General features: G+C 34.2%; 23 protein-coding genes. 14 read left to right on the top strand and 9 right to left on the bottom strand.

All coding sequences use genetic code 11. The features are described 5' to 3' along the window. Positions 1-52 precede the first annotated feature (52 nt). Positions 53-415: a hypothetical protein gene (locus tag ACTJIW_RS02795; RefSeq protein WP_440715658.1), complete on the bottom strand. Its 363-nt coding sequence runs from the start codon at positions 413-415 to the stop codon at positions 53-55. A gap of 294 nt (positions 416-709) precedes the next feature. Between ACTJIW_RS02795 and ACTJIW_RS02790 the strand changes: the two genes are divergently transcribed. Beyond that, a complete protein-coding gene (locus ACTJIW_RS02790; protein WP_012025877.1) occupies positions 710-922 on the top strand; it encodes a hypothetical protein in 213 nt (70 codons plus the stop codon). Positions 923-1,001: 79 nt separating this feature from the next. Here ACTJIW_RS02790 and ACTJIW_RS02785 read toward each other — a convergent pair whose 3' ends face one another. The 5 genes from ACTJIW_RS02785 to ACTJIW_RS02765 form a co-directional block, all read right to left on the bottom strand. Further along, positions 1,002-3,206, bottom strand: coding sequence for a TonB-dependent receptor plug domain-containing protein (locus tag ACTJIW_RS02785; RefSeq protein ID WP_440715657.1), 2,205 nt, complete (start codon positions 3,204-3,206; stop codon positions 1,002-1,004). 87 nt (positions 3,207-3,293) lie between these two features. Further along, positions 3,294-4,304 (bottom strand): hydrogenase expression/formation protein HypE, encoded by a 1,011-nt coding sequence (gene hypE / locus ACTJIW_RS02780; protein ID WP_440715656.1) that lies wholly within the window; start codon positions 4,302-4,304, stop codon positions 3,294-3,296. Positions 4,305-4,314: 10 nt separating this feature from the next. Continuing rightward, positions 4,315-4,551 (bottom strand): HypC/HybG/HupF family hydrogenase formation chaperone, encoded by a 237-nt coding sequence (locus ACTJIW_RS02775; RefSeq protein ID WP_149207044.1) that lies wholly within the window; start codon positions 4,549-4,551, stop codon positions 4,315-4,317. A gap of 2 nt (positions 4,552-4,553) precedes the next feature. Then, entirely contained in the window at positions 4,554-5,396 is an 843-nt protein-coding gene (gene hypB, locus ACTJIW_RS02770; RefSeq protein ID WP_440715655.1) for a hydrogenase nickel incorporation protein HypB, read from the bottom strand. 8 nt (positions 5,397-5,404) lie between these two features. Continuing rightward, on the bottom strand, positions 5,405-5,746 hold the full coding sequence (locus ACTJIW_RS02765) for a hydrogenase maturation nickel metallochaperone HypA/HybF (protein ID WP_012025882.1): 342 nt from the start codon (positions 5,744-5,746) through the stop codon (positions 5,405-5,407). Between the two features lie 187 nt (positions 5,747-5,933). Between ACTJIW_RS02765 and ACTJIW_RS02760 the strand changes: the two genes are divergently transcribed. The 10 genes from ACTJIW_RS02760 (at position 5,934) to ACTJIW_RS02715 (ending at position 16,623) form a co-directional block, all read left to right on the top strand. After that, a complete protein-coding gene (locus ACTJIW_RS02760; RefSeq protein WP_012025883.1) occupies positions 5,934-7,061 on the top strand; it encodes a hydrogenase small subunit in 1,128 nt (375 codons plus the stop codon). A 16-nt stretch (positions 7,062-7,077) separates the two neighbouring features. Further along, a complete protein-coding gene (locus ACTJIW_RS02755; protein WP_012025884.1) occupies positions 7,078-8,814 on the top strand; it encodes a nickel-dependent hydrogenase large subunit in 1,737 nt (578 codons plus the stop codon). 15 nt (positions 8,815-8,829) lie between these two features. After that, positions 8,830-9,591, top strand: coding sequence for a Ni/Fe-hydrogenase, b-type cytochrome subunit (gene cybH / locus ACTJIW_RS02750; RefSeq protein ID WP_440715654.1), 762 nt, complete (start codon positions 8,830-8,832; stop codon positions 9,589-9,591). A gap of 6 nt (positions 9,592-9,597) precedes the next feature. After that, positions 9,598-10,104 (top strand): HyaD/HybD family hydrogenase maturation endopeptidase, encoded by a 507-nt coding sequence (locus ACTJIW_RS02745; RefSeq protein WP_440715653.1) that lies wholly within the window; start codon positions 9,598-9,600, stop codon positions 10,102-10,104. Between the two features lie 12 nt (positions 10,105-10,116). After that, entirely contained in the window at positions 10,117-12,387 is a 2,271-nt protein-coding gene (hypF, locus tag ACTJIW_RS02740) for a carbamoyltransferase HypF (RefSeq protein WP_440715652.1), read from the top strand. A 3-nt stretch (positions 12,388-12,390) separates the two neighbouring features. Continuing rightward, positions 12,391-13,017, top strand: a complete 627-nt coding sequence (locus ACTJIW_RS02735) for an FKBP-type peptidyl-prolyl cis-trans isomerase (RefSeq protein WP_433811898.1) — start codon at positions 12,391-12,393, stop codon at positions 13,015-13,017. A gap of 1 nt (position 13,018) precedes the next feature. Beyond that, positions 13,019-14,095 (top strand): hydrogenase formation protein HypD, encoded by a 1,077-nt coding sequence (gene hypD, locus ACTJIW_RS02730; RefSeq protein ID WP_440715651.1) that lies wholly within the window; start codon positions 13,019-13,021, stop codon positions 14,093-14,095. An 8-nt stretch (positions 14,096-14,103) separates the two neighbouring features. Further along, positions 14,104-14,820 (top strand): urease accessory protein UreH domain-containing protein, encoded by a 717-nt coding sequence (locus tag ACTJIW_RS02725; RefSeq protein WP_440715650.1) that lies wholly within the window; start codon positions 14,104-14,106, stop codon positions 14,818-14,820. Positions 14,821-14,968: 148 nt separating this feature from the next. Next, positions 14,969-15,328, top strand: coding sequence for a hypothetical protein (locus ACTJIW_RS02720; RefSeq protein ID WP_433811904.1), 360 nt, complete (start codon positions 14,969-14,971; stop codon positions 15,326-15,328). A 170-nt stretch (positions 15,329-15,498) separates the two neighbouring features. Continuing rightward, positions 15,499-16,623: a hypothetical protein gene (locus ACTJIW_RS02715; protein ID WP_440715649.1), complete on the top strand. Its 1,125-nt coding sequence runs from the start codon at positions 15,499-15,501 to the stop codon at positions 16,621-16,623. A gap of 51 nt (positions 16,624-16,674) precedes the next feature. On the opposite strand, the gene ACTJIW_RS02710 is transcribed toward ACTJIW_RS02715, so the two are convergent. Continuing rightward, positions 16,675-17,097, bottom strand: coding sequence for an MgtC/SapB family protein (locus ACTJIW_RS02710; protein WP_012025892.1), 423 nt, complete (start codon positions 17,095-17,097; stop codon positions 16,675-16,677). 139 nt (positions 17,098-17,236) lie between these two features. Then, positions 17,237-18,016, bottom strand: coding sequence for a polysaccharide deacetylase family protein (locus ACTJIW_RS02705; protein ID WP_440715648.1), 780 nt, complete (start codon positions 18,014-18,016; stop codon positions 17,237-17,239). Positions 18,017-18,203: 187 nt separating this feature from the next. Between ACTJIW_RS02705 and ACTJIW_RS02700 the strand changes: the two genes are divergently transcribed. Together ACTJIW_RS02700 and ACTJIW_RS02695 are read left to right on the top strand one after the other, a co-directional pair. Beyond that, on the top strand, positions 18,204-18,896 hold the full coding sequence (locus ACTJIW_RS02700) for a response regulator transcription factor (protein ID WP_012025894.1): 693 nt from the start codon (positions 18,204-18,206) through the stop codon (positions 18,894-18,896). Beyond that, the gene (locus tag ACTJIW_RS02695; RefSeq protein WP_440715647.1) at positions 18,886-20,253 is read left to right on the top strand and encodes an ATP-binding protein; all 1,368 of its coding nucleotides are present in this window, start codon (positions 18,886-18,888) and stop codon (positions 20,251-20,253) included. Before ACTJIW_RS02700 ends, ACTJIW_RS02695 begins: the two co-directional genes overlap by 11 nt. Before the next feature lie 88 nt (positions 20,254-20,341). On the opposite strand, the gene ACTJIW_RS02690 is transcribed toward ACTJIW_RS02695, so the two are convergent. Further along, on the bottom strand, positions 20,342-20,515 hold the full coding sequence (locus tag ACTJIW_RS02690; protein ID WP_167529960.1) for a hypothetical protein: 174 nt from the start codon (positions 20,513-20,515) through the stop codon (positions 20,342-20,344). A gap of 366 nt (positions 20,516-20,881) precedes the next feature. Between ACTJIW_RS02690 and ACTJIW_RS02685 the strand changes: the two genes are divergently transcribed. Further along, a complete protein-coding gene (locus ACTJIW_RS02685; protein ID WP_440715646.1) occupies positions 20,882-24,097 on the top strand; it encodes a TonB-dependent receptor domain-containing protein in 3,216 nt (1,071 codons plus the stop codon). Positions 24,098-24,103 lie beyond the last annotated feature (6 nt).

The following is a 24,103-nucleotide window of genomic DNA, read 5'->3' as shown; positions in this document are numbered from 1 at the left end:
TAAATAATTTTAGAGGCTTTTTTAACGCAGAGAAACATAAAATGAAAAATCTCTATTTTTCATTTTTGCTTTTAGCGGTTTTAGTTTTAGACTTAATACTGTCTTTTTGTAATCCTGAAGATTTTGAATAAGTCGAACCATCTTCAGCGCTTTCTCCGGGTCCGCTTCCTTTTCCAGCAGTTGTTGCAGAACTGTTATTACTACCAGAACTCATTGCCCCAGTATTAGCCCCTTCTTCTCCTACTCCAGAATCATTAGCAGTTTGTGTAGTGTCAGCCGCCATTTTTGTACTGTCAATTGGTGTTTCACTTGTCTGGATTTCATCACTGTATCCGTCCTGATTGTTTTTACAGGAACCTAATAATCCTGTCAGAATCAGAACCAGCATAACGTGTAACTTAATAACTGTTCTCATAATTATATTTTTTGCATGTATATTTCAAATTTAGGCTGTTATAAAGTTTATATGTTTCATAATTGTAAATTGATTTTACAATATTCATAACAATCTATTTATCAGTAAATTGATAAAGCATTAAAATATTTTGTTTTAAAAATGTGAATTATGAAAGTGTTTTAAAAAATAATATAACTAACTGAAAACCAATAGAATTAATTTTACTTCCGAAAGATATATTTAATAAACACAGTGTTTATATCAATAATACTTGTCAAAACATACCCAAACAAAACTTAAACTCATCATATCATGGAAAATTTAAAAATAAAATACAGCCAAAACTACAGCAGTATTTGTGGTACACGGATATATTCAGGAGATAACAATGAACTAATCTGCATTAAAACGTATAAAGGAGATTGGGGAGACTGGGACGAAAAACCCGAAAAAAATAATTTTAATTGCAGTCAGGTTTTAAATGATGCTTCTAAAAGCAGTTCAAACGAAGAAATTCTGTTTTAACTGCTGCGATTTATAAACAAATAAAAATCCCTCAAAAGAAATGTTTTGAGGGATTTTTTTATAAACTAAATGTTCTGTTTTACCAGCTGTATTTTAAAATTAATCTTGCATTAAATGGCGTTCCGGCAGTAAAATGAATTTCTTCAACAGGATCAGTTTCATTTGCTAATCTTGATTCTGTTAAGAATTGCGTCTCTTTCCATTTTGTATTAAAAATGTTATCGATGTTTACTCCTATCGATACCTTTTTAATTTGATAGTTTACTGAAAAATCTGTGATGCAGTATCCTTTGGCAACTACCGAATTATCTTCATTTGCCGGACGATCTCCCAAAAATCTTGTTCTTAAACTTCCAGAGAATCCTTTTAGGTCTTTTACGGAAAATCCATTCATTAAAGTATGTGCCGGAGCCAATGGCAGATAATCATTTCCTTTTGGTTCGTCTATTGCTCTTGCATGTGTATAAGTATAATCAGTATTCCAGAATAACCAATTGGTTAATTGATATCTAAAACCAAAATCAAATCCTTTTCGTTCTGTTTTTCCGCTTGGCTCAACAACAGCTTCGTCTCCCACATATACAAATTCCTGCGCCAGATACAAATACCAAACAGCCGAATTGATAATCATTCTTGGAAAAGGTTTCCAGTTAATTCCTAAATCTGCTCCATAGGTTTCCGGAAGGATTTTTTCTCCTTTTTGAGCCACTACTACACGTGTATCATTGCTGTGAAACCCTTTTCCTAATTTTAAAAAGTAATTTATTTTATCATTCTGAGTGTATAAAAAATTCAGTTTTGGACTCACAATTGCTTTCGTCTGCGTTTGATTGCTGTAAGTTGTTGCCAATTGGTCTTCGTAACCAAATTTAAAATAATCCAAACGTAAACCTCCATTTACTAACCATTTACCTGACGTAAAATCAAGGCTTGAATAAGCAAAAAGATTCGTTTGGTTTACATTTCCTAAACTCAAATACTCTAAAACAGTTTTACGATTTACGGTATGCGATAATTCTACATCTTTGTTATTGTCATTTCGCAATCCTGCACCTAATTTAAAAAGCCATTTTTCATTTAGTTTTTGATCGTATTCAGACTGAAAACCTACAATGGTTCTATTTTCTTTTTGTTTGATCTGATCTCCGTTTACAGGATCATTCAGGAAAAAAGTAAAATTCGAATACAATTCAAAATCATATTTGCTTAAATAAGCCGTGTTTTTAATCTGGCTGTTTTCATCAATTTTGGCATCGTACTGCAAATTAAAATTAGTTCTTCCTGTATTTCCTCCTTCATTTGGATCGATTGCACCGTAATGAGAAATTGTTCCGTCGTTTACAGCACGATCCGGAATTTGTCCGCTCGCGTCCCATTGGCTTTTAAAATGCGAAACCGAAATTGCCAATCGGTCGCCATTAGTCATTTTAGCCGAATATTTTCCAAATAAATTAATTCGGTTGAAGTTTTGCGGTGCATCAAAATAACCATATGTCATCATATATTCGCTTGCAAAATAAGCCGACTGATTTTCCTTATTCAATAAATTGAACAACGCAACGGTGCGAAAAGTATCAAACTGACCTCCTTCAAAAGATACAGAACTATTCTGCAGGGCATTTTTAGTATTAAAACCAACATATCCGGCTGTTGTAAAATCACCTTTATCGACAAAATAAGAGCCTTTGTCAAAATCTATCTTATCGACTGTTTCAGGAATTACAAAATGAAGATCGGCATAACCTTGTCCGTGTGCGTGCGAAACCATATTTACCGGTATTCCGTCTACTGTAACATTAATATCAGTTCCGTGATCACAGTCAAAACCTCTCAGGAAAATTTGTTCTGCTTTTCCCCCGCCCGCATGCTGGCCTATAAAAAGCCCCGGAACTTTTCGCAGTAAATCCTGCGAATTTGAAACAGGCTGAATCTCTAAATCTATTTTAGAAATGGTATTTAAATATTTAAGACTGTTGGTTATGGTAACTTCTTCTAATAAAAAAGGTTTTTCTTCTAATTGAATAGAAAGAAAAGCATCAGAAGACAGTTTAATTTTTTGTGTAATATAACCTTGTTTAGAAATTTGAAGGCTGTCATCTGTTTTGGTTTGTTCTAATGTAAATTTTCCGTTTATATCAGTATGAGCGTGTGTTTTAGAAATCAAATCCCGAATTAAAACATCTGATAAAGGTTTTCCGTCGGTATTATTTACAATCCCGCTCACAGATTGCGCATTTGTTGAAAAAGAAAGAATAAAAATGAAAAGTAAAAATAAAAATCTCATAGAAGTGTAATAAAAATGCGAAATAATAAAATATAAAGTCAAATTACAACTTAATATTTCAGATAAAAATAAACTCAAAAATACTGCTTAGCAAATTCTTGGCAGCTGTTCTCCAACTAAAGGATTTACAACTCTTTTTCCTCCAAAAGCACTTTCGATAATTATTTTTGATGGATGTTCTCCGCTTATAAAACCAATCTCTGATGCCTTTGGATTTGTTTTTTGTAAAATCTTCAATACTTCATTTTTAATTTCTGGTGCTGCGATACAGACAAAAACTCCTTCGTTAGCTACATAAAGCGGATCTAAACCAAGCAGTTCGCAGGCACTTTTTACCTGACTTTCTACTTTTATGTTTTCTTCAAAAAGAGAAATGCCGAAATTAATTTCGGTAGTTATTTCATGCAGTACAGAAGCCAGTCCGCCGCGGGTTGCGTCTCTCAAAAAATGAATTTTATCACCAAACTGTTCTATTAAATCAAAAATGATGTGATTTAAATTTGTGGTATCGCTCAAAATATCACTGTCAAATTCAAGTCCTTCGCGTTCAGACATAATTGCCATTCCGTGCGATGCTATAGAACCGTTTATAATAACAGTATCATTTTGCTGGATATTTCTAATTTTGATATTGGCTTTTTCGTGAACAACACCAATTCCCGAAGTATTAATGTAAATTTTATCTCCTTTTCCTCTTTCTACAACTTTTGTATCTCCGGTAACGATTTGAACATTAGCCTTATCTGCCGCTTGTTTTATTGATTTTATAATTTCTGTAAATTCTTCTAAACTAAAACCTTCTTCAATAATTAAGGCCAGCGAAAGGTATTTTGGAACTGCCCCGCACATCGAAAGATCATTTACAGTTCCGTTTACGGCAAGTTCACCAATGTTGCCGCCTTTAAAAAATACGGGAGAAATAACATAACTATCTGTAGAAAAAGCCAGATTTCCTTGTACGTTTAAAAAGGCTCCATCGTGGCGGACTTCTAAAATATCATTTTTTAAAATCTTAAAAATTACTTCATTGAGTAATTTGGTCATATGTTCACCGCCGCTTCCGTGATGCAGGTGAATTACTTCCTGTTCTTTTTCCATTTTTTATGCATTAAATCTCTTCGCCCATTTCTTTTAAAATCTCCATTGTCCTTTTGGCTTCGTCTTCATCAATAATTCCAATGGCAGCACCAACATGAACTAAAAGGTAATCACCTTCTACTGCCTCTGGAACAAGTGCTAAATTGACCTCTTTGATAATACCGTCAAAAGAAACATTTCCAATTCTAAACGTTTCATCAAGCTCAGCTGTGATTTTTTCAAGTCGGCCGGGAACTGCTAAACACATACTTACTGTTTTATAGATTTTGTTAAATAATCGTACCAGACTGCTAAACCTTCTCCTGATGCAGCAGAAACTTCAAAGAAAGTCAAATGCGGATTTACCTGTTTTGCATATTCTTTCAGTTTCTCCAAATCAAATTTCAAATACGGAAGCAGATCAATTTTATTAATAATACAGATTTGCGATCCTAAAAACATATCCGGATATTTAAGCGGTTTATCCTCACCTTCAGTAACTGATATAATTACGATTCGTTTTAATTCTCCCAAATCAAACATAGCCGGACAAACCAGATTTCCAACATTTTCGATCATTAAAACAGAATCCTGAACCGGTTTTAATTCTTTTACGGCTTTTGATATCATTTCGCTGTCTAAATGGCAGCCTTTTCCTGTATTAATCTGAATTACAGGAACATTTAATTTATGGATTCTGTCGGCATCATTTGTAGTCTGCTGGTCACCTTCGATTACAGAAAAAGCAATTTTGTCTTTTAAATCTGAAATGGTTCTTTCTAATAAAGAGGTTTTTCCGGAGCCCGGTGAACTCACCAGATTGATAGAAAAAATATTCAGGGCTTCAAAAAATCCTCTGTTTCTCTCAGCAGTAAGCTGGTTTTTATACAAAATATCCTTTTCTAACTGCACCACACTTATTTCATGAGAATGATTGTGAAAATGGTCATGATGATGATCGTGATCGTCGTTGTCATGATCATGGTCGTGATGATGCTCATGGTGGTGGTCATGATCGTGATCGTGACCGGAATAAGAATGAAAGTGTTTCTCTCCTATTTTGGTAAATCGTATTTCGTTTTCATCAGAACTGCATCCGCAAGTGGTACACATAACTCAGTTTATTTTATGATTATTTTCTTTATTTTCAATTCTCTGCCGGCAATAATTTCCTTAAACGGACTCTTACAATTTGGACAGCTGTCAAAACTTTTTTCAATGTAAAATTCCGTTTCACATTCTGCACACCGGGCTTTTCCTTCTGGTTCTTCCACAAATAATTTCGTGTTGCTTAAAATATTTCCATTAATGCATTGCGGCCACACAAAATAAAAAGAAGACATTTCTACTCCTGATAATTTTCCAATTTCCAGATAGAGTTCTAATACGCTTTTACCTTTTATCTTATCTACTTCTTGTTGAACAATTTTCACAATCGAAGTAACAACCGAAAGCTCATGCATTTGTATTTTTTTTAACAGATTATTACAACCGCGAAAGATAATTCAAAGAATCAAATCAAAACCTGATAATTATCACTTCCGAGAATCAAATGTTTAAATAGTTTTGAAAATAGATTCAGTAAAAAATTCCTCATGCTTTTAGGAACTTTTTTAAATAAACTAAGGCTTTCTTTAAACCTATTTTAGCATGAAAGATGAAATAAAAGTAAATGAAACCTATTATAACAGCATTGAAAGACAAGGTTATAGCAGGAGAGATTTTTTAAAATTTGTTGCTTACATCGGCGCCTATATGGGCGTGCAGAGTTCTGCAATTGGTCAGATTACCAAAGCGCTCGAAAACACCCCCCGTCTCCCGGTAATCTGGGAACATTTTCAGGAATGCACCTGCTGCAGTGAGTCTTTTATACGATCAGACCATCCTATTGTTGCCGATATTATTTTAGACAAAATCTCTTTAGATTACACTTTAACACTTATGGCCGCTTCTGGTCATCAGGCCGAAGCTGCGAAAAAAGCAACTATGGACAAATACAAAGGAGAATACATTCTTTGTGTTGAAGGTTCTGTACCTATGGGAGCTGACGGAAATTACTGCTGTATAGGCGGAAGAAGTGCTATTGATATTCTAAAAGAATCTGCTGCAGGAGCAAAAGCTATTATTGCCTGGGGAAGCTGTGCAACAACAGGCTGTGTGCAGGCAGCAAAACCAAATCCTACCGGAGCTGTTCCTATTAATAAAATTATTACCGATAAACCTATTATAAATGTTCCGGGCTGTCCGCCAATTGGTGAAGTTATGGCCGGAATTATTGTACACGTTGTAGCATTTGGAAAACTGCCTGAATTAGACAGTTCTGGTCGTCCAAAAGCTTTTTATTCTAAAAGGGTTCACGACAGCTGTTACCGCAGACCTTATTTTGATGCGGGATTATTTGCTGAAAATTTTGATGATGAAAACGCTAAAAAAGGATACTGTTTGTACAAAGTGGGCTGTAAAGGGCCAAGTACTTACAATGCCTGCGGTAATATGAAATGGAACGGCGGTGTGAGTTATCCTATTCAATCCGGACACGGCTGTATTGGATGCAGTGCCAAAGATTTTTGGGATGCTGGAAGTTTTTACTCCAGAGATACTTCTATAAATGCAGGAAGTATCGAGGCCAATGCCGATTTACTGGGCAAAGTTGCTCTTGGTGGTGTTGCCGCAGGAATTGGAGCTCACGCGATTCTTTCGAATGTATCTAAAAGAAAAGAATTAAATCAGAGAATTAGTCAGGGAACTGAAAACGAAAAACACTTAGAGGATTTATAACCTATATAGAAATAAAATGGCAGAGAGAATAGTTGTAGACCCAATTACAAGAATAGAAGGACATTTAAGAGCCGAAGTAGAAATCTCAGACGGTACTATAAAAGAAGCCTTCTTATCTTCAACAATGGTAAGAGGTCTGGAGAATATTGTAAAAGACAGAAATCCTAAAGATGTCTGGGCGTTTGTACAAAGAACCTGTGGTGTTTGTACTTCGACTCATGCTACAGCATCTGTAAGGGCGGTTGAAGATGCACTTGGAATTGTGGTTCCTCCCAATGCAGAAATAGTTAGAAATATTATGCTGGGTGCTTTGTATTTACACGATCACGTAGTGCATTTTTATCATTTGCATGCTTTTGACTGGGTAGATGTTTTGAGTGGTTTAAATGCAGATCCTGTAAAAACCTCACAATTGGCACAGTCTATTTCGAATTGGCCAAAAAGTTCGCCGGGCTATTTTTCAGATTTACAAAAACGATTAAAAAAGTTTGTTGCCAGCGGTCAGTTAGGAATTTTTGCCAATGGTTATTGGGGACATCCGCAGATGAAATTACCACCCGAAGCCAATTTAATGGCAACAGCCCATTACCTTGAAGCTCTGGAATGGCAGAAGGAAATTGTAAAAGTACATGCCATTTTTGGAGGTAAAAATCCGCATCCAAACTTTTTAGTGGGCGGTATGGCCTGTTCAATTAATTTGGATGATGCAAGCGGTTTAAATGCCGAAAGACTTGCTTTTGTGAGACAGCTGCTGGAAGAAGGAAAACGTTTTGTAGAACAAGTTTACCTTCCGGATGTACTTGCTATTGCTGGTTATTATAAAGACTGGGGCGCTATTGGAGGCTTTCATAACTTTATGACTTTTGGCGATTTTCCAACACAGGGTCATAATAATACCAATAATGATACTTTTAAATTTCCAGCGGGAGTTATTTTAAACAAAGACTTGACAAAAGTTCATGATTTAGATTTAAGAGATTTAAAAACGGTAGAAGAATATGTAAACAACTCCTGGTATGATTATGAAGGAGACGGAAATTCAGGAAGACAGCCGTGGTCTGGAGAAACCAAAATAAATTATACAGGGCCAAAACCGCCTTACACTCATTTGAATGTTGACGAAAAATACAGTTTCATCAAAACACCAAGATGGAAAGGCCACGCTATGGAAGTCGGTCCGCTGGCAAGAATGCTGGTTGGTTATGCATCTGGGAGAGAAGAATTTAAAGATATCGTAGACGGTGCTTTATCAAAACTGCAGATTCCTGCCGCCGCTTTATTCTCGACTTTAGGAAGAACTGCTGCAAGAGCCTTAGAATCGCAATTAGTAGCCAATTGGAATCTGGAGTTTTTTGATGATTTAATTAAAAACATCAAAAACGGCGATACCAAAATGGCTAATATGGAAAAATGGGAAACCAATACCTGGCCGAAAGAATCTCAGGGAGTTGGATTGGTAGAAGCACCACGAGGCGCTTTGAGCCACTGGATTGTAATAAAAGATGCTAAAGTTGCTAATTATCAGCAGGTCGTGCCGTCAACGTGGAATGCTTCTCCAAAAGATCCAAAAGGACAGCGATCTCCTTATGAAAGTACTTTATTAAATACGCCAATTGCAAATCCAGAACTGCCTCTTGAAATTATTAGAACCATACATTCCTTTGATCCCTGCATTGCCTGTGCCGTGCATTTATACGACGAAAATGGCGATATCATTAAAGAAGTAAATGACATAACTATCTGCACCGTTTAATTTAAACTGAACAGTATGCCAACAAAAACTAACGATTACAAAAGAGCTTATATCTGGCAGTTACCTGTACGAATTTTTCATTGGGTAAATGCCTGGGCTATTACAGGACTTGTCGCTACAGGATTTATTATTGGGAATCCGCCGGGAATCATTTCTACCAAAGAAGCTTCAAATCAATTTTGGTTTGGATACATTCGGGAGATTCATTTTATGTGCGCTTACTTATTGGTTGCAGTTATGATTTTGAGGGTTTATTTTGCTTTTAAAGGAAATAAATATGCCAACTGGCGTGTCTTTTTCCCTTTTAAAAAAGAAGGTTTTAAAAGAATGTGGCATGTTATTAAATATGATATTTTTCTTCAAAATGAAGAAACACACGGCTCTCCAACAGGTGCTGTAGGTCACAACAGCGTAGCAGCAGCTTCTTATCTCGTTATGTTTTTTATGGCACTCATCATGATTGCAACAGGATTTGCCATGTATGCCCCTACTTCGACCTGGTTTTTTCCTAAAATGTTCGGCTGGGTGGTAAACGTAGCCGGAGGAGATTTAAACGTCAGATCGATACATCATTTTACAACATGGACTTTTATATTGTTTGCAATAGTTCATATTTATCTGGTTTTCTTTCATGACTGGCTGGAAGGTTTAGGAGAAACATCAGCAATGGTAAGCGGTTATAAATTCGTTCGAACCGAAAGAGTGAAAAAAGAAGATGAACTTACTGGAACTGAAATAACAAATCAAAATACAGCACAGGCAGAAGATTTAAGCTAAAAAAATATGGAAACAGCAGTCAGCACTAGAAAAATAGACGAATTCCATTCTGATGGAAATACCATTTTGGTACTCGGAATAGGAAATTATTTGATGGGAGACGAAGGTGTTGGAGTGCATTTTATAAACCGAATTGATAAAGCCCAATTTCCGGAAGGCATATCTTTTATCGATGGCGGAACTGGCGGTTTTACATTAATTCCTTACATAGAAAGTCACCAAAAAGTAATAATTGTAGATGCTACAATGGATGGCAAGGAAGAAGGAACTATTTCGCTTTTGAAACCGCGTTTCTCAGAAGACTTTCCTATTTCACTGAGCGGACACAATTTTGGACTTAAAGATATGGTTGAAATCCTGTCTATGACGGATACCATGCCCGAAATCTATTTGTACACCATTACCATTTTAAAAATGGAGCCCATGTGCATGCAGCTTTCACCGAAAGTAGAAGCTGCGATAGAAAAAGTAACGGCTGAAATTATACAGCAGATAGAAAAAATAAAAATTTAATACTCTCTTTTCTTGACACCAACATTTCAAATAACAATTTCAGGCATTGTACAAGGTGTTGGTTTTCGGCCTTTTGTATACAATACTGCCATACAGTTTAACCTGAAAGGCTTTGTTTCTAATAATGAATTTGGTGTTGTTATAATTGTGCAGGAAGAAGAAAAAACAATAAGAGAATTTGTAGCCCAACTAAAAAAAATACATCCAAAAAAAGCGATAATTACTACTATTCAGGTTTCAGAAATTGAAACGGAAGAAAGATTTGACCTCTTTTTTATAAAACCAACAGAAAAAGGCATTTCGATCAACGCGCCTTTGACACCCGATTTTGCTATATGCAAAAACTGTAAAAAAGAAACTCTGGACCCGCAAAACCGTCGCTATAATTATCCGTTTACAAGTTGTACGTCATGCGGACCCAGATATGCCATTTCCGAAAAATTTCCTTTTGAAAGAGAAAATACAAGTATGAGCCCATTTAAAATGTGCCAAACTTGTCTGGAAGAATACAACAATCCAAACGATATACGTTTTCATTCGCAGACCAATTCATGTCCTGAATGCGGTATTCAGATTGTATTTACAGATAATAATGGAACTCTTATTTCTGGAACAAACAAAGAAATTTTCGAATCTATTTCAGAGAAATTAAATCAGGGAAAAATAATTGCCGTAAAAAATACTTCTGGTTATTTACTGCTTTGCGATGCTTCAAATAATCAAACTGTTCAGGAATTACGAAATAGAAAAAGACGTTCAGCAAAACCTTTTGCTGTATTATTCTCCGATTTTAAACAAATTAAAAAGCATTTATTATATCATAAAACAGAAAAAAAACTTTTAAAATCGACACAAGCGCCTATTATAATTTTACCCATAAAAAATCAAAAAAAATTAGCTGTAAATGAAATAGCTCCCAATATGGAAACTATTGGAGCAATGCTTCCCAATTCAGGACTATTGCATTTAATTTCTAATTTGTTTCAGAAACCATTAGTTGCAACAAGCGGTAATTTTAATGGTTCTCCCCTTTCTTCAAATCAAAATGAAGCCGTTCAATCCCTAAATTCCATTGCTGATTATTACCTGCATCACAATCTTGAAATTCAAAACTCACAAGATGACTCGGTAATTCGGTTTTCGAGAAAAAACAAACAAAAAATTGTTTTACGCCGTGCGAGAGGTCTGGCGCCAAATATTGATAATTTTCATCTGAATAAAACTTCAGACAAAATACTCTGTTTAGGAGCTGCATTAAAAAACACAATCACCATCTCAAACCAGCAAATATATCAAAGTGAATATATTGGAAATGTCTTGAATTATGACACTTATAAAAGGTTTGAAAATAGAATACAAAACTATCTGCATTTTTTTGATTTCGTTCCGCAGACAATAGTTTACGATCAGCATCCGGGTTACGAAAACAACAAAATTGTTTCTGATTTTTTAAAAGAAAATCCTTTACTGAAAACTATAAAAGTTCTGCATCACGAAGCGCATTTTGCAGCGATTTTGGGAGAAAAAAAGCTTTGGGAAAAATCTAAAATATTAGGCGTTATTTGGGACGGTTCTGGTTTTGGAAATGAAAACGAAATTTATGGCGGAGAATTTTTTAAATACAATCGCGGCGAAATTACCCGAATAGGACATTTAGAATATTTTCACTGGATTTTAGGAGATCAAATGGCATTAAATCCAAAAATTTCGGCGCTTTCTATCAGTGAAAATGATGAGTATTTCCAGTCTTATTTCAATAAAAACGAACTTAAAGTTTATAGTAAACTTATTGAAAACAGTACGGTAAAAACTTCTTCGATAGGAAGATTATTTGATGCTGCCGCATTTACGCTAGGGTTTAAAGGGAACATTTCTTTTGAAGGCCAAACGGGTATGTTTTTAGAAAATCTGGCACAAAAAGCTTTTTCTAAATCAAAAGTAAAACTAAAGGATTATTTAAAAGATGAAAACATAACGAATATAATCCCGGCAAAAAAACTGCTGCTGCAGATCGTTAAAGCTTTTCAAAACAATATTGACTGCAGTGTTATTGCTTTAAACTTTCATTACACTTTAGTGAAATGCATTGAAAAAACAGCTTTGTTTTCAAAATCGGGAGAAATTGCTTTCAGCGGAGGCGTTTTTCAAAACGCAGTTCTGGTAGATTTAATTATAGATCATCTGCAGCCAAATTACAAATTGCATTTTCATGAAACACTCTCTCCAAATGATGAAAATATTTCATTTGGACAACTCAATTATTATTTACATCTAAAAAAATAAATTATGGACATTTTAGAACTATTAGGACACATTGGTAAAACCGAAGAAAAAGATAAAATTTCGTATTCAGCTGGAGTTGTAATGGCTCTAAGTCTGAAAGATATTGGATTTGAAGAAATAAAATATGAAGATTATGTAGACGGAATGAAATCAGTTTTTGATAAATCCGGAGAAAAAATTTCGCCAAAACGCTCTATTGATATTTTCAACAATTATGTGGCATTACTGCAGGAAGAATTAAAAGTTAAAAATGCCGAAATAGGAACTGCATTTCTGGCTAAAAATGCCTCAAAAGAAGGTATTACTGTACTGCCAAGCGGTTTGCAATATGAAGTCTTAACCGAAGGAAACGGCAGAAAACCCAAAATAACCGATACCGTAAATGTAATTTATGAAGGTTATTTGATAAATAAAGATGTCTTTGATTCAACCAAAGATACAGGCCCTCAAAAAATGAGAGTATTGCAGACCATAAAAGGCTGGCAGGAAGCACTGCAGTTAATGCCCGAAGGTTCACGCTGGAAAATTTATATCCCGCATGATTTGGCTTACGCCGAAATGGGAGCACCGCCAATCATTCAGCCCAACTCCACTTTAGTATTCATTATAGAACTTTTAAATATCGTTTAAAATGAAATACCTGTCTGAATATCGAAATCCGGAACTGATTAAACACTACATAAGTGAAATCCATAAAATAACCACAAAACCATGGAATATCATGGAAATTTGCGGTGGTCAGACGCATTCATTAGTCAAAAACGGTCTGCTGGACTTATTGCCAAAAAACATTAGGATGATACACGGGCCGGGCTGTCCGGTTTGTGTTACGCCTGTTTCGTTAATCAATAAAGCAATTGAATTAATGAAACAAGGTATCGTTCTGTGTTCTTTTGGAGATATGATTCGGGTTCCCGGTTCATCAAAAAGTCTATTACAGGCCAAAGCAGAAGGCGGTGATTTACGCATTTTATATTCTCCTTTAGAAGCTGTAAATATTGCGGCTAAAAATCCGGATAAGGAAATTGTATTTTTTGCTGTTGGTTTTGAAACTACAGCACCCAGCAATGCGCTGGCTGTTCTTCATGCACAAAAACTGGGTTTAACCAATTTTAGTTTATTGGTTTCTCATGTTTTAGTGCCGCCTGCAATGGAAGCTATTTTATCAGATGAATTCTGCACCATAAATGCTTTTTTAGGTGCGGGGCATGTCTGTACAATTGTAGGTCTGGGAGAATATTATCCTATTGCCGAAAAATACAAAATACCAATTGTGGTTTCCGGTTTTGAACCTGCTGATATGGTGCAGGCGATTTATCATACCGTTTTGCAATTGGAACAAGGAAAACATGAAGTAGAAAATCAATATACAAGATTGGTAAAAGAAGAAGGAAACCTGAGAGCAAAAGAAGTCGTAAATACCATTTTTACTATTGGAACTCAGGAATGGCGAGGCATTGGTAAAATTGAAAACAGCGGACTTGTATTGAGAGAAAATTATAAAATGTATGATGCGAACATCAAATTTTCTATTGAAACAACGAATAGCAAAACGGATAATTTGTGCATTGCAGGTCAAATCCTGACGGGAAATAAAAGACCAAACGAATGTCCTGAATTCGGAAAAAAATGCAAACCTTCTTTTCCGTTAGGAGCGCCAATGGTTTCGTCTGAAGGTGCTTGTGCCGCTTATTTCAACTATCTATAAAACTTAAAATGATTGGATTACTTATTACGGTTTACGCCGGACTTGAACATGCTTTTGAGGCAGATCATTTACTGGCTGTAAACAATCTTGTTACAAATAGAACTAAAATTAAAGATGCTTTAAAAGACGGAATGTTTTGGGGCGTTGGTCATACCGCCACTATTTTTATTGTGGGCGTTATTATGATTGGTTTTAAAATTTCGATAAGCGAAAATGTATTCAGCTATCTTGAAGCGGTTGTTGGTTTAATGCTGATTGTTTTAGGAATAATTCGTTTGTTTAAATTATTATACAAAAAAAGGCATTCGCATACGTATTATCATAGTCATGAACATACGCACAGCAACGGAGTCACGCATACACACATGCATGCTCATACTTATTTTCATTCGCATCCTATTGCTTCTTTTAAACATGCTCATTATGACGGATCAACCAATTATAAAACGGCATTTGGCGTAGGATTGGTACATGGTCTGGCAGGAAGCGGTTCATTGGTTATTCTGGTTATTTCGCAAATGAAAACACCATTGGAAGGTCTGCTTTATATTTTTATTTTTGGAGTGGGATCTATCATTGGAATGTTTATCGCATCAGGATTGTTTAGTATTCCATTTACCAAAAGCATACTTAAATCTCAAAAACTGCAATATACATTAATTATACTTTCATCTGCAATATGCATTATATTCGGATTTAAAATCATTTATACCAATTTACTTTAAGATCTACTGCAGCTAAAAAACGTACTGTTTTATTAAAATCAATATTAGATTCTTTACTTTTGCATGGTTCTGTTTGGCTGATATTTTATATAGTATTCAACAAAATTATCACTAAACAGTAAATTAATTTTCTACATCAAAAAAGTAAATGACAATACAGGATTTAGCTGGCAATTTTTCCATTTCCGGAAGCAATCAGGACGAGAGCAATCAAATAACATATAAAGGAATTTTGAGTTTGTCGCTTGACAAAAACAATAGAATAATTGCCAAATGGGTTATTAACAATTCACAGATACAAAAAGGCCACGGTTTCTTTAAAGACAATATTCTGGTTATAAATTTCAATTATAAAGGAGACGATAATAAAACCTATAAAGGTGTTGCGGTTTACAGATGCATTACCAAAGATGTTCTGGACGGCTTTTGGTCTGAAAAACACGGCAACCCGCTTTATTTAGGAACTGAGCATTGTTTACGATTGGAAACTACTGAAAAACTAAACTAGTTCTCTCCTTTTTCCAAAAGCTTTATAATTGATTATAAAATACATACAACAAAAAATAAGTGTTTTTACGCAAAACGAAATATCTTATAAAATTCGCCGAAAGTATATTATTTAATTGAAATTGATTAATTTTCATCTATAGATTTTTAGAAAAATTGAAATTATACACTATGAAGATATCTCTTATTTTTATACTGGGATTTGTAACGATTTGTCAGTCTCAAATAAAAATTCCTGTTATTAAAGCCTCATCTAAAACCTGTTACATAAAAGAAGGAAATGAAGAAAAAACAAAATGGAACTTAGATCCAAAAACAAAACCTGATTTGTATGTAACAAACAAAAGTCCGAAAGGAAAAACCGTTACTTTTTACACCAATCAGGATTCTTTAACCGTAAAACTAAAACCGGGAAAAAAATCTGATTTTGTAGTTCTGCTAAATGAAAAAGACAGTTGCTATACGCGCATTGAATGTCCGGCTCTGAAAGATTTCTCAAAGCTGAAACCGGAAATACACGATACAATTCCTTTTGCGCTTTCGGAGTATAACAATATTATTTTTAAAGTCACATTAGATGATAAAGAAACGCTTGATTTAAAATTCGATTCTGGAACAACTGATTTTCTTTTAACAAATGAAATATTGAAACAATTACAACTTAAGAGTCTAAACGGGCATAGTTTTAAGCTTGGAAACCAAATCTGGAGAGAACAGCAGATTTTCCCTGTTGAACTATCAGGACAAGGCACTACAGGTCGTTTTGGGTGGAATTTATTTGATGGTAAAATTGTAGAAATTGATTACGATAAAAAGCTTTTTATAATACATTCGAAACTGCCTAAACGACACAAAAGTTATACAAAACTGGATATGGAGTTTATGCATACTTTGTTTTGTATTCAGGGTTCACTTCAAATAAAAGATAAAGCTTATAAAGGGCGTTTTCTTTTTGATAATGGTTATCAGCGTACCGCGATGCTTGATCAGCAGTTAATAAAGGAACAGCAATATCCAAAAGAAATTCTGCCTGTTTTAAAAAAAACAATTTTAAAAAACGGACAAGGTGAAGAAATTCCGGTTTTGACTGTAAAGAATGAAAAATTGTTTTTGGGAAATTTATGTTTGAATGATGTGCCGGTTCAGCTGCTTGCAACAAGCAATCCAGCACAATTCAAAACTCATATTTTAGGAAGCGAATTCCTAAAAAGATTCAATACTATATTGGATTTTCAGGAGAATAAAGTCTATCTAAAACCAAATTCATTATGGAATGATCCCTACACAGAAGGCTGAAAACAAAAATTAATAATTAAAATTGACAATTGATAATTGTGAATTATCAATTCACTTCCTATTTCTCATCCACTTTTCTACAGGTTCTAAAACTGTATTGACAATAATCACCAAAAATGTACAAATTAAAGCTTCAATAAAATAACCTGAAGCAGAAATACAGCCAATTGCCGCACTGCACCATATTGTTGCCGCCGAATTTAATCCGTGTACATTTGAACCTTCTCTAAATATAACACCGGCACCCAAAAAACCAACTCCCATAACAACCTGAGCCGTGATACGGGTAACATCGATATTTGGGGCATTTGCAGCAACTTTTATAGACAATAAAACAAAAGCAGCAGCTCCGGTCGCTACAAGCATATTAGTTTTTAAACCTGTTTCTTTATGATGCCATTGTCTTTCAAATCCTATAATTAATCCGGCAAATAATGCAATTACCAATCGTGTAAAAAATTCGGTTGTAGTCATAATTATTTTGTTTTCTAAGATTAAAAATAGCCTGCTTTTTTATGGTTTAGGATATTCTTATAATGTTAAAAAAATTGTTATCAAAAGAGCCTTTAATTTTTTAATTTATATCTCAAATTAAAGGCTCTTATTTTTTGAACTAATTTTCAGGAAGCAGATTATCTAAATCTGATAAAGTGTAGAATTTAAGATTGTTCTCTTTCATGTATTTACATATAAACTCTAAAGTTTCAATCTTAGTCTGATAGTTTTCAGTTACGTTTCTTACAGGTTTATGCCCGCATAAAAGCAGTATTTTATTGTTCTTTTTAGCATAATCCAGCAGTTCTAAAACATACGGAATGCTAAAATGAATGTGACTGTTATCGATATCAAAAGCAAATACTATTTTTGAATTATTAAAATAGCTGTCTTGCTTTTCCGGAGCTTCACCTCCAAAAGCTCTTCCTCTGATAATTTTAAATTTCTTTGACAAAGCTTTATCCAATTCATCCGATCTTTCGCCATACGGATAAGCAAACGAAGTAACTTTAAAGGATTTCTTTTTCATAGAAACAATCATAGGATCTATTTCCTGTTTCATATAAGCATCGATTCCGTTTTGCTTTACAAATTTTAAAGCATTATAATGGTGATAACCATGTCCGGCAATTTCATGGCCTTCTTTCTGCATTTGAAGAAGTTTTTTTATTTCGGGCGCTCCTATAGAATCTATTCGGCATACATTAAAAGTTGCTTTCCATCCGTATTTTTTTAAAGCAGCATCCGCTTCTGCCCATTCATTGACATAAGCATCATCAAAAGACAAAATCACACCTGCTTTATAAGCCTTAGGTTCGGCTTTTTGCTTTTTAGTTTCACAAGAAAAAAGAGTTAAGAACATTAAAAACAAAGTCGTTTTTAAAAAGAATATCTTCATATAACAAATTAGAATTAAATTGAGACTCCAAATAAATTTTACAGAAATAACATTTCAAATATAGAAAACAATTTGGAATATTTTACTTACAGCAAAACAACTCATTAAAACTCTTATTCTTTCCTGTTTTTTTTCGGGGAATACTACATCTTTTAATTACTTTTATCACATTAATTTCTCATTTGCAATGAACAAAGTATTATTAGTAGAAGACGATCCACGTGTTGCATCTTTTATTTTAAGAGGTCTTGAAGAAAACCTTTATCAGGTAAAAACCGTTTCAAAAGGATATGAAGCTGTAAACGAAGTCATGGAAAATGATTTTGATATTATCATTCTCGATATTATGCTTCCTGATATTACTGGTTTTGAAGTTTGTGAGATTTTAAGAAACAGAAAAATAATTGTCCCAATTCTTATCCTCAGTGCACTTGATACACCTCACGAAAAGGTAAAAGGATTACAATCCGGCGCAGATGATTATTTGGCTAAACCTTTTTTATTTGAAGAACTTTTGGCGAGAATAAATGCGCAGCTTCGCCGTGCCGAATTCAGCTCCGGAATTTTAGATTTTCAGTCTTATGCGGGAATCGAAATCAATATGAAAGAACAAAGTGCTTCAAGAGACGGAAAAGAACTCAATCTTTCGTCCAGAGAACTTAAGCTTTTAATTTTCTTTATGAAAAACCGCGAAAAAGCACTTTCGAGAATTGCAATTGCAGAAGCTGTCTGGAATCTTGAACTTGACATGAACTCGAATACGGTTGATGTTTATATAAATTACTTAAGAAACAAAGTCGATAAAAACTTTTCTGAACCTTTGATCCATACAGTAAAAGGAACCGGATATATGCTTAAGAAAAAAACACATGAATCTTAAAAACAAACTTTCTGTAAATTCTACGCTTTTATTTGCATTTACTGTTGGACTCGTTCTGGCTGGTTCTTTTTTGCTTTTTAAAAAACACAGACAGGATCTTTATTTTGAAAGACTCGAAGACAGTGCCTTAATAACTGCTTTTTTTTATTTTGAAAAAGATGAAATTACAAAAGTTGACAGTTCCCGTTACCAAAGAATAGAAATTCAATACAAAAAAATCACCAATCAGACGATCAGGATATACAATGCAAAAACCAAAGAATTGTATTTGATAGACGATATTGATATTACACTGACTGACAAAGAATTAAAAGCAATTTCTAAAAACAGAATATTGCATTTCATAAAAGAAGACAGACAATTTACAGGTTTATATTATAAGGATAATCAGGGCGATTTTATTATTGTAGTATCTGGAATTGATACTGTTGGTGACCGTCAATTTGATGTATTGGGTTTAATGTTTATTGGGTTTTATCTGCTGGCCATTCCGTTGAATTTTCTTTTAGGCAGATTTTTGGCAAGACAAACTTTCAGGCCTTTTGAAGATGTTATTGCAAAAGTAAACACCATTACAACAGAAAATCTGCATTCGAGACTCGAAATGCCCACAGTAAGCGGAAAAGATGAAATAAAAGAACTTATAACCACTTTTAATTATTTATTAGAACGTCTTGAAAACGGGGTTACAATACAAAAGAATTTTCTAAAAAATGCATCGCACGAGCTAAAAACACCGCTTACCATTATTATTGGTGATATTGATGTATCGTTGCAGCAGCCCAGAACTAACGAACAATATGAAGAAGTTCTAAAATCACTCAGAAAAGATACTTTTCATCTTAAATCTATATTAGACGGACTTTTGATTTTATCGGGATTACAGATTTCAGAACCAGAACAAATGGAATTGGTAAGAATAGATGAAATTTTATGGAATGTATTAGAAAAAAAGGCAATTGAATATCCTGAATCAAAAGTGTCTGTAAATCTCGACGCTATTGCAGATCAGGAAAATCTGCTTTCTGTTTATGCTAATAAACACATGCTTTTTACAGCTCTTTATAACATTATAGATAATGCGATTAAATTCTCATTTCCTAAAAAAGTTGAAGTTTTGGTTTATTCAGAAGAAGGTAAGCTTTTAATAAAAGTTATAGATCAGGGAGCCGGAATTTCTAAAACTGATCAGGAATCAATTTTTGAACTGTTTTTTAGGAGCGATCGCACCCGCCATGTTAAAGGTCAGGGATTAGGACTATTTATTACCATGCAGATTCTTAAACTTCATAATATTGAATTAAAAGTAGATTCTGAACTCGAAAAAGGCACTACTTTTTCTTTATTATTTCCTTGAAAGAATTAATTATTAGATATTCATACAAAGTAACATAAAGAGCCATGGGCTCAATCCATATTGTAGGGCCGGATTTCAATCCGGTCAATCAAGGAAGATCACGAATCAAAGAACCGTAGGTTCGGCCCATTTTTATAAAGCTAAATTTTAATCCGGTTTCGCTGTAATAAATAATCAACAATATGAATCGTTCCGATGGGAACTCTCTAAAATACGCCCCAATTTTCGACGGATTAAAATCCGTCGCTACAATATAAATCATTCCTGCGGAATTTTAATTAATTCTCACTATTTAGGAGATTGAATTAGACAAAAAAATCAGCTATATCACTTAAATCTGTGTGAAAAATTCTTAATAGATTATTACTTTAGAATTTCGATTTTTCTCATCGGTAACATTGGCTTAATACTCTAATCTTTTTCTAATCTACTTTAAATATAAGTCTAATCTATTTATTTTTAAACATTTACACAAAGCATTGATTTTAAAGCGATAAAATGATTTCACAATAATAACACGCTGATAATTTTAGGTTAACAATAAATAGTTATATCATTTTAAGTTAACAAAAGCATTAAATCTGATCGAAACAAACTGAGTTTCTTTGTCAAATAAAAACTAAAAAATATGACAAAACTAAAACTCTTTTTTTCAGCTTTAATGCTCCTTACCATCGGGAACATTTTTGCTCAAATTACCACGTCATCTTTATCTGCTAAAGTTAATGATGGTACAAGTCCTCTTGCAGATGCTGAAGTAACCTTGACTCATATTCCTACTAACGCAGTTTATAGAGCTGTAACGAATAAGCAAGGAAGATTCAGCTTTGAAAATTTAAATGCCGGCGGACCTTACGAATTAGAAATAAAAAGTAAAGACACCAAAGATTACACTAACTCTCAGATTCATTTAGCACTTGGCGATAATGATCTGCCAACAATTGTACTAAGCAAAGTTGACAATACTATATTAGAAGAAGTCGTAATAACAAGTTCAAAACCTTCTTCTAAAAATAACGGAACCAATATCAATGAAAAACAGGTAAATGGTCTTCCGTTAATAAACAGAGGAATTCAGGACGTTACGAAATTAGTTCCTCAAAGTTCTAATAACTCTTTTGCCGGAACCAATTTTAGATACAACAACGTTACAATTGACGGTTCTATAAATAATGATGCTATTGGTTTCAGTCCATCATTAGGCGGGCAGTCCGGAACATCAGGAATGCCTGGAAGCAGTACACGATCTAACTCAATAAGTTTAGATGCAATACAGGATATTCAGGTTTATATTGCTCCTTATGATATTAAATTAGGAAACTTTTTAGGCGGAAGTGTTAATGCTGTTACCCGCAGCGGAACAAATACTGTAAGCGGATCTATTTACAGCTACGGAAGAAATGCTTCTATTACAGGTCCAAACAATGCCGGAGACGGTTCTAAAATGCCAAAATCTTTTGGTGATTACCAAATTGGTTTCAGATTGGGGCTTCCTATTGTAAAAGACAAATTGTTTTTCTTTACAAATATGGAATATGCTGAAAGAACAGATCCAATTTTCTACAATGCCGGACAAACTGATGCAAACGGAAAATTAACTTCATTGGTTGATAATGCTACTGCAGATCAGATTTCGAACTTTGTTAAAACGAACTATGGTTTTGATCCTGGAACTTACAATTCATACAACAATTTTGCAATGAGCCGTAAATTTTTCAACAAATTAGACTGGAAAATTAACGAAAAACACTCCATCTCGTTACGAAACAATACGGTAGTTTCTCAGGCTACAAACTTAGAGCGCGATGCGGCAAACTTCCGATTCTCAAACATGGATTTTACGCAGAAAAACCAATCTATCAGTACGGTTTTAGAATTAAAGAGCCACTTTAACAGCCAATGGTCTAACTCTTTTATAGCAAGTTATTCAGCTATTAAAGATTACCGTGATCCAAAATCAAATAATGTAATGTTTCCTCAGGTAGAAATTGGTTACAACGGTGGTACTATCTTTTTAGGAAACGATCGTGAAGCTACTGTTTTCAACATGAAACAAAATACTGCCGAGATTACAGACAACCTTACTTATAAAACAGGAAATCATACTTTATTGTTTGGTACGCACAACGAATTCTACGATATTAATTACGGATTTGTAAATGCTTTAAACGGAAGGGTTTCTTATAAGTCATTAGCTGATTTTTACAATAAACTGCCTTCTCGTGTTCGTGGTACTTATCCTTTTGATGGTTCTACAAGAGATGAAATTTTTAATAATCCTTATGCAAAATTCAAAGTAAATCTATACAGCGTTTATGTTCAGGATGAAATTAGAATTGGAAACAAATTAAAAGTTACACCAGGTGTTAGAATTGATTATACTGATCTGCCTAATAAACCAAAATTAAGCACACAGGTTCAAAATTCTCCTGCAGATCCAAACTATGGCACAACTTACAGCTATACGCCATTAAGCCAGATAAAAAACAACTTTTTCAGCACTGCTTTAGTTTCTCCAAGAATTGGATTTACATATAATGTAGACGAAGACAAAACGCTTGTTTTAAGAGGTGGATCTGGAGTGTTTACAGGCCGAGTTCCGTTTGCATGGTTAGGATATGCTTATTATAATGATGGTGTAGGTTACGGAAGTTATGACAAAAACAACCTAACTGCTGCACAGGTTGCGGCGGCTGGTGATCCTTTAGCTGCAAATGGATTAAACGGATATCATGATGCAACACCAAAAGTTCAAGCTGACTTAATCGACAATAAATTTAAAATGCCGGCTGTATTAAGAAACTCGCTTGCTATAGATAAAATTATCGCAGGATATAAGTTTACAACCGAAGCTATTTATACAAAAGTAATTCGTGATCTTGAATTCCAACAGGTAAATAAAACAGATAATCCAACTTATTTCTCTTACGATACTAAACACGAAATGCCAATTTATGCTGCTAATATTAATGCTGCATTTTCAAATGCTTACTTACTTTCAAATACCAACAAAGGATATAGATACAGCATTACTGAGATGATCTCAAAAACATACGATTTTGGAGTTAATTTCATGGTGGCTTATACTTATGGAGATTCAAAAGACGTAACAAACGGAATTCGTAATTCGATGGAAAGTAACTTCCAGATGAATCAGTCTTTAACTCCTAACGATCCTCAATTGGCAACTTCTAATTTTAACATCAAACACAGAATTGTTTCTAATGTAGGATATGCAGTTAAATTAGCTGATAACAATACATTCTCTGCCAATGTGTATTTTAATGCACAATCAGGAAATCCGTTTTCATGGGGATTTGTTAACTCAACAATCGCAGGAACAGGACAAGCAGCAGGATTGGCTTATATCTTTAAAGATGCAGCAGAAGCTGCTAAATATATTGGGGTAAATAATGCAGGAGTTCCATCTGCAACAGCTGCACAGCAAGTAGCAGACTACGAAGCTTTTATTAATGGAAATGATTACTTAAAAAGCCGAAGAGGAACATTTACTCAAAGAAATGGTGATACAACGCCTTGGAACATTCAGGCTGATTTGAAATTAATGGACGAAATAAAAGTTGACAAAGTAGGTTCATTCCAAATTTCATTCAGCGTGGCAAATATTGGAAACCTGATTAATAAAGATTGGGGAAGAAGTTATTTTGTTCCAAATACATACAATTCAACAGCCAGTATTGGGTTAACAAAATCTGGAAACTTAAGAGGTCTTGCAACTGGAGATCCTACTTATACTTTCCAAAAACCTACATCTGCACCTTATACTATAGATCAATTAGCTTCACGATTCCAAGGACAGCTTGGTGTGAGATACTCGTTCTAAAGATTG

Origin of the sequence: Flavobacterium sp. 22659 (assembly GCF_052044235.1) — a bacterium.
Taxonomy (GTDB): domain Bacteria; phylum Bacteroidota; class Bacteroidia; order Flavobacteriales; family Flavobacteriaceae; genus Flavobacterium; species Flavobacterium johnsoniae.
The sequence above is the reverse complement of the archived record's forward strand: the minus strand, read 5'-3'. Positions and strand labels throughout refer to the sequence as shown.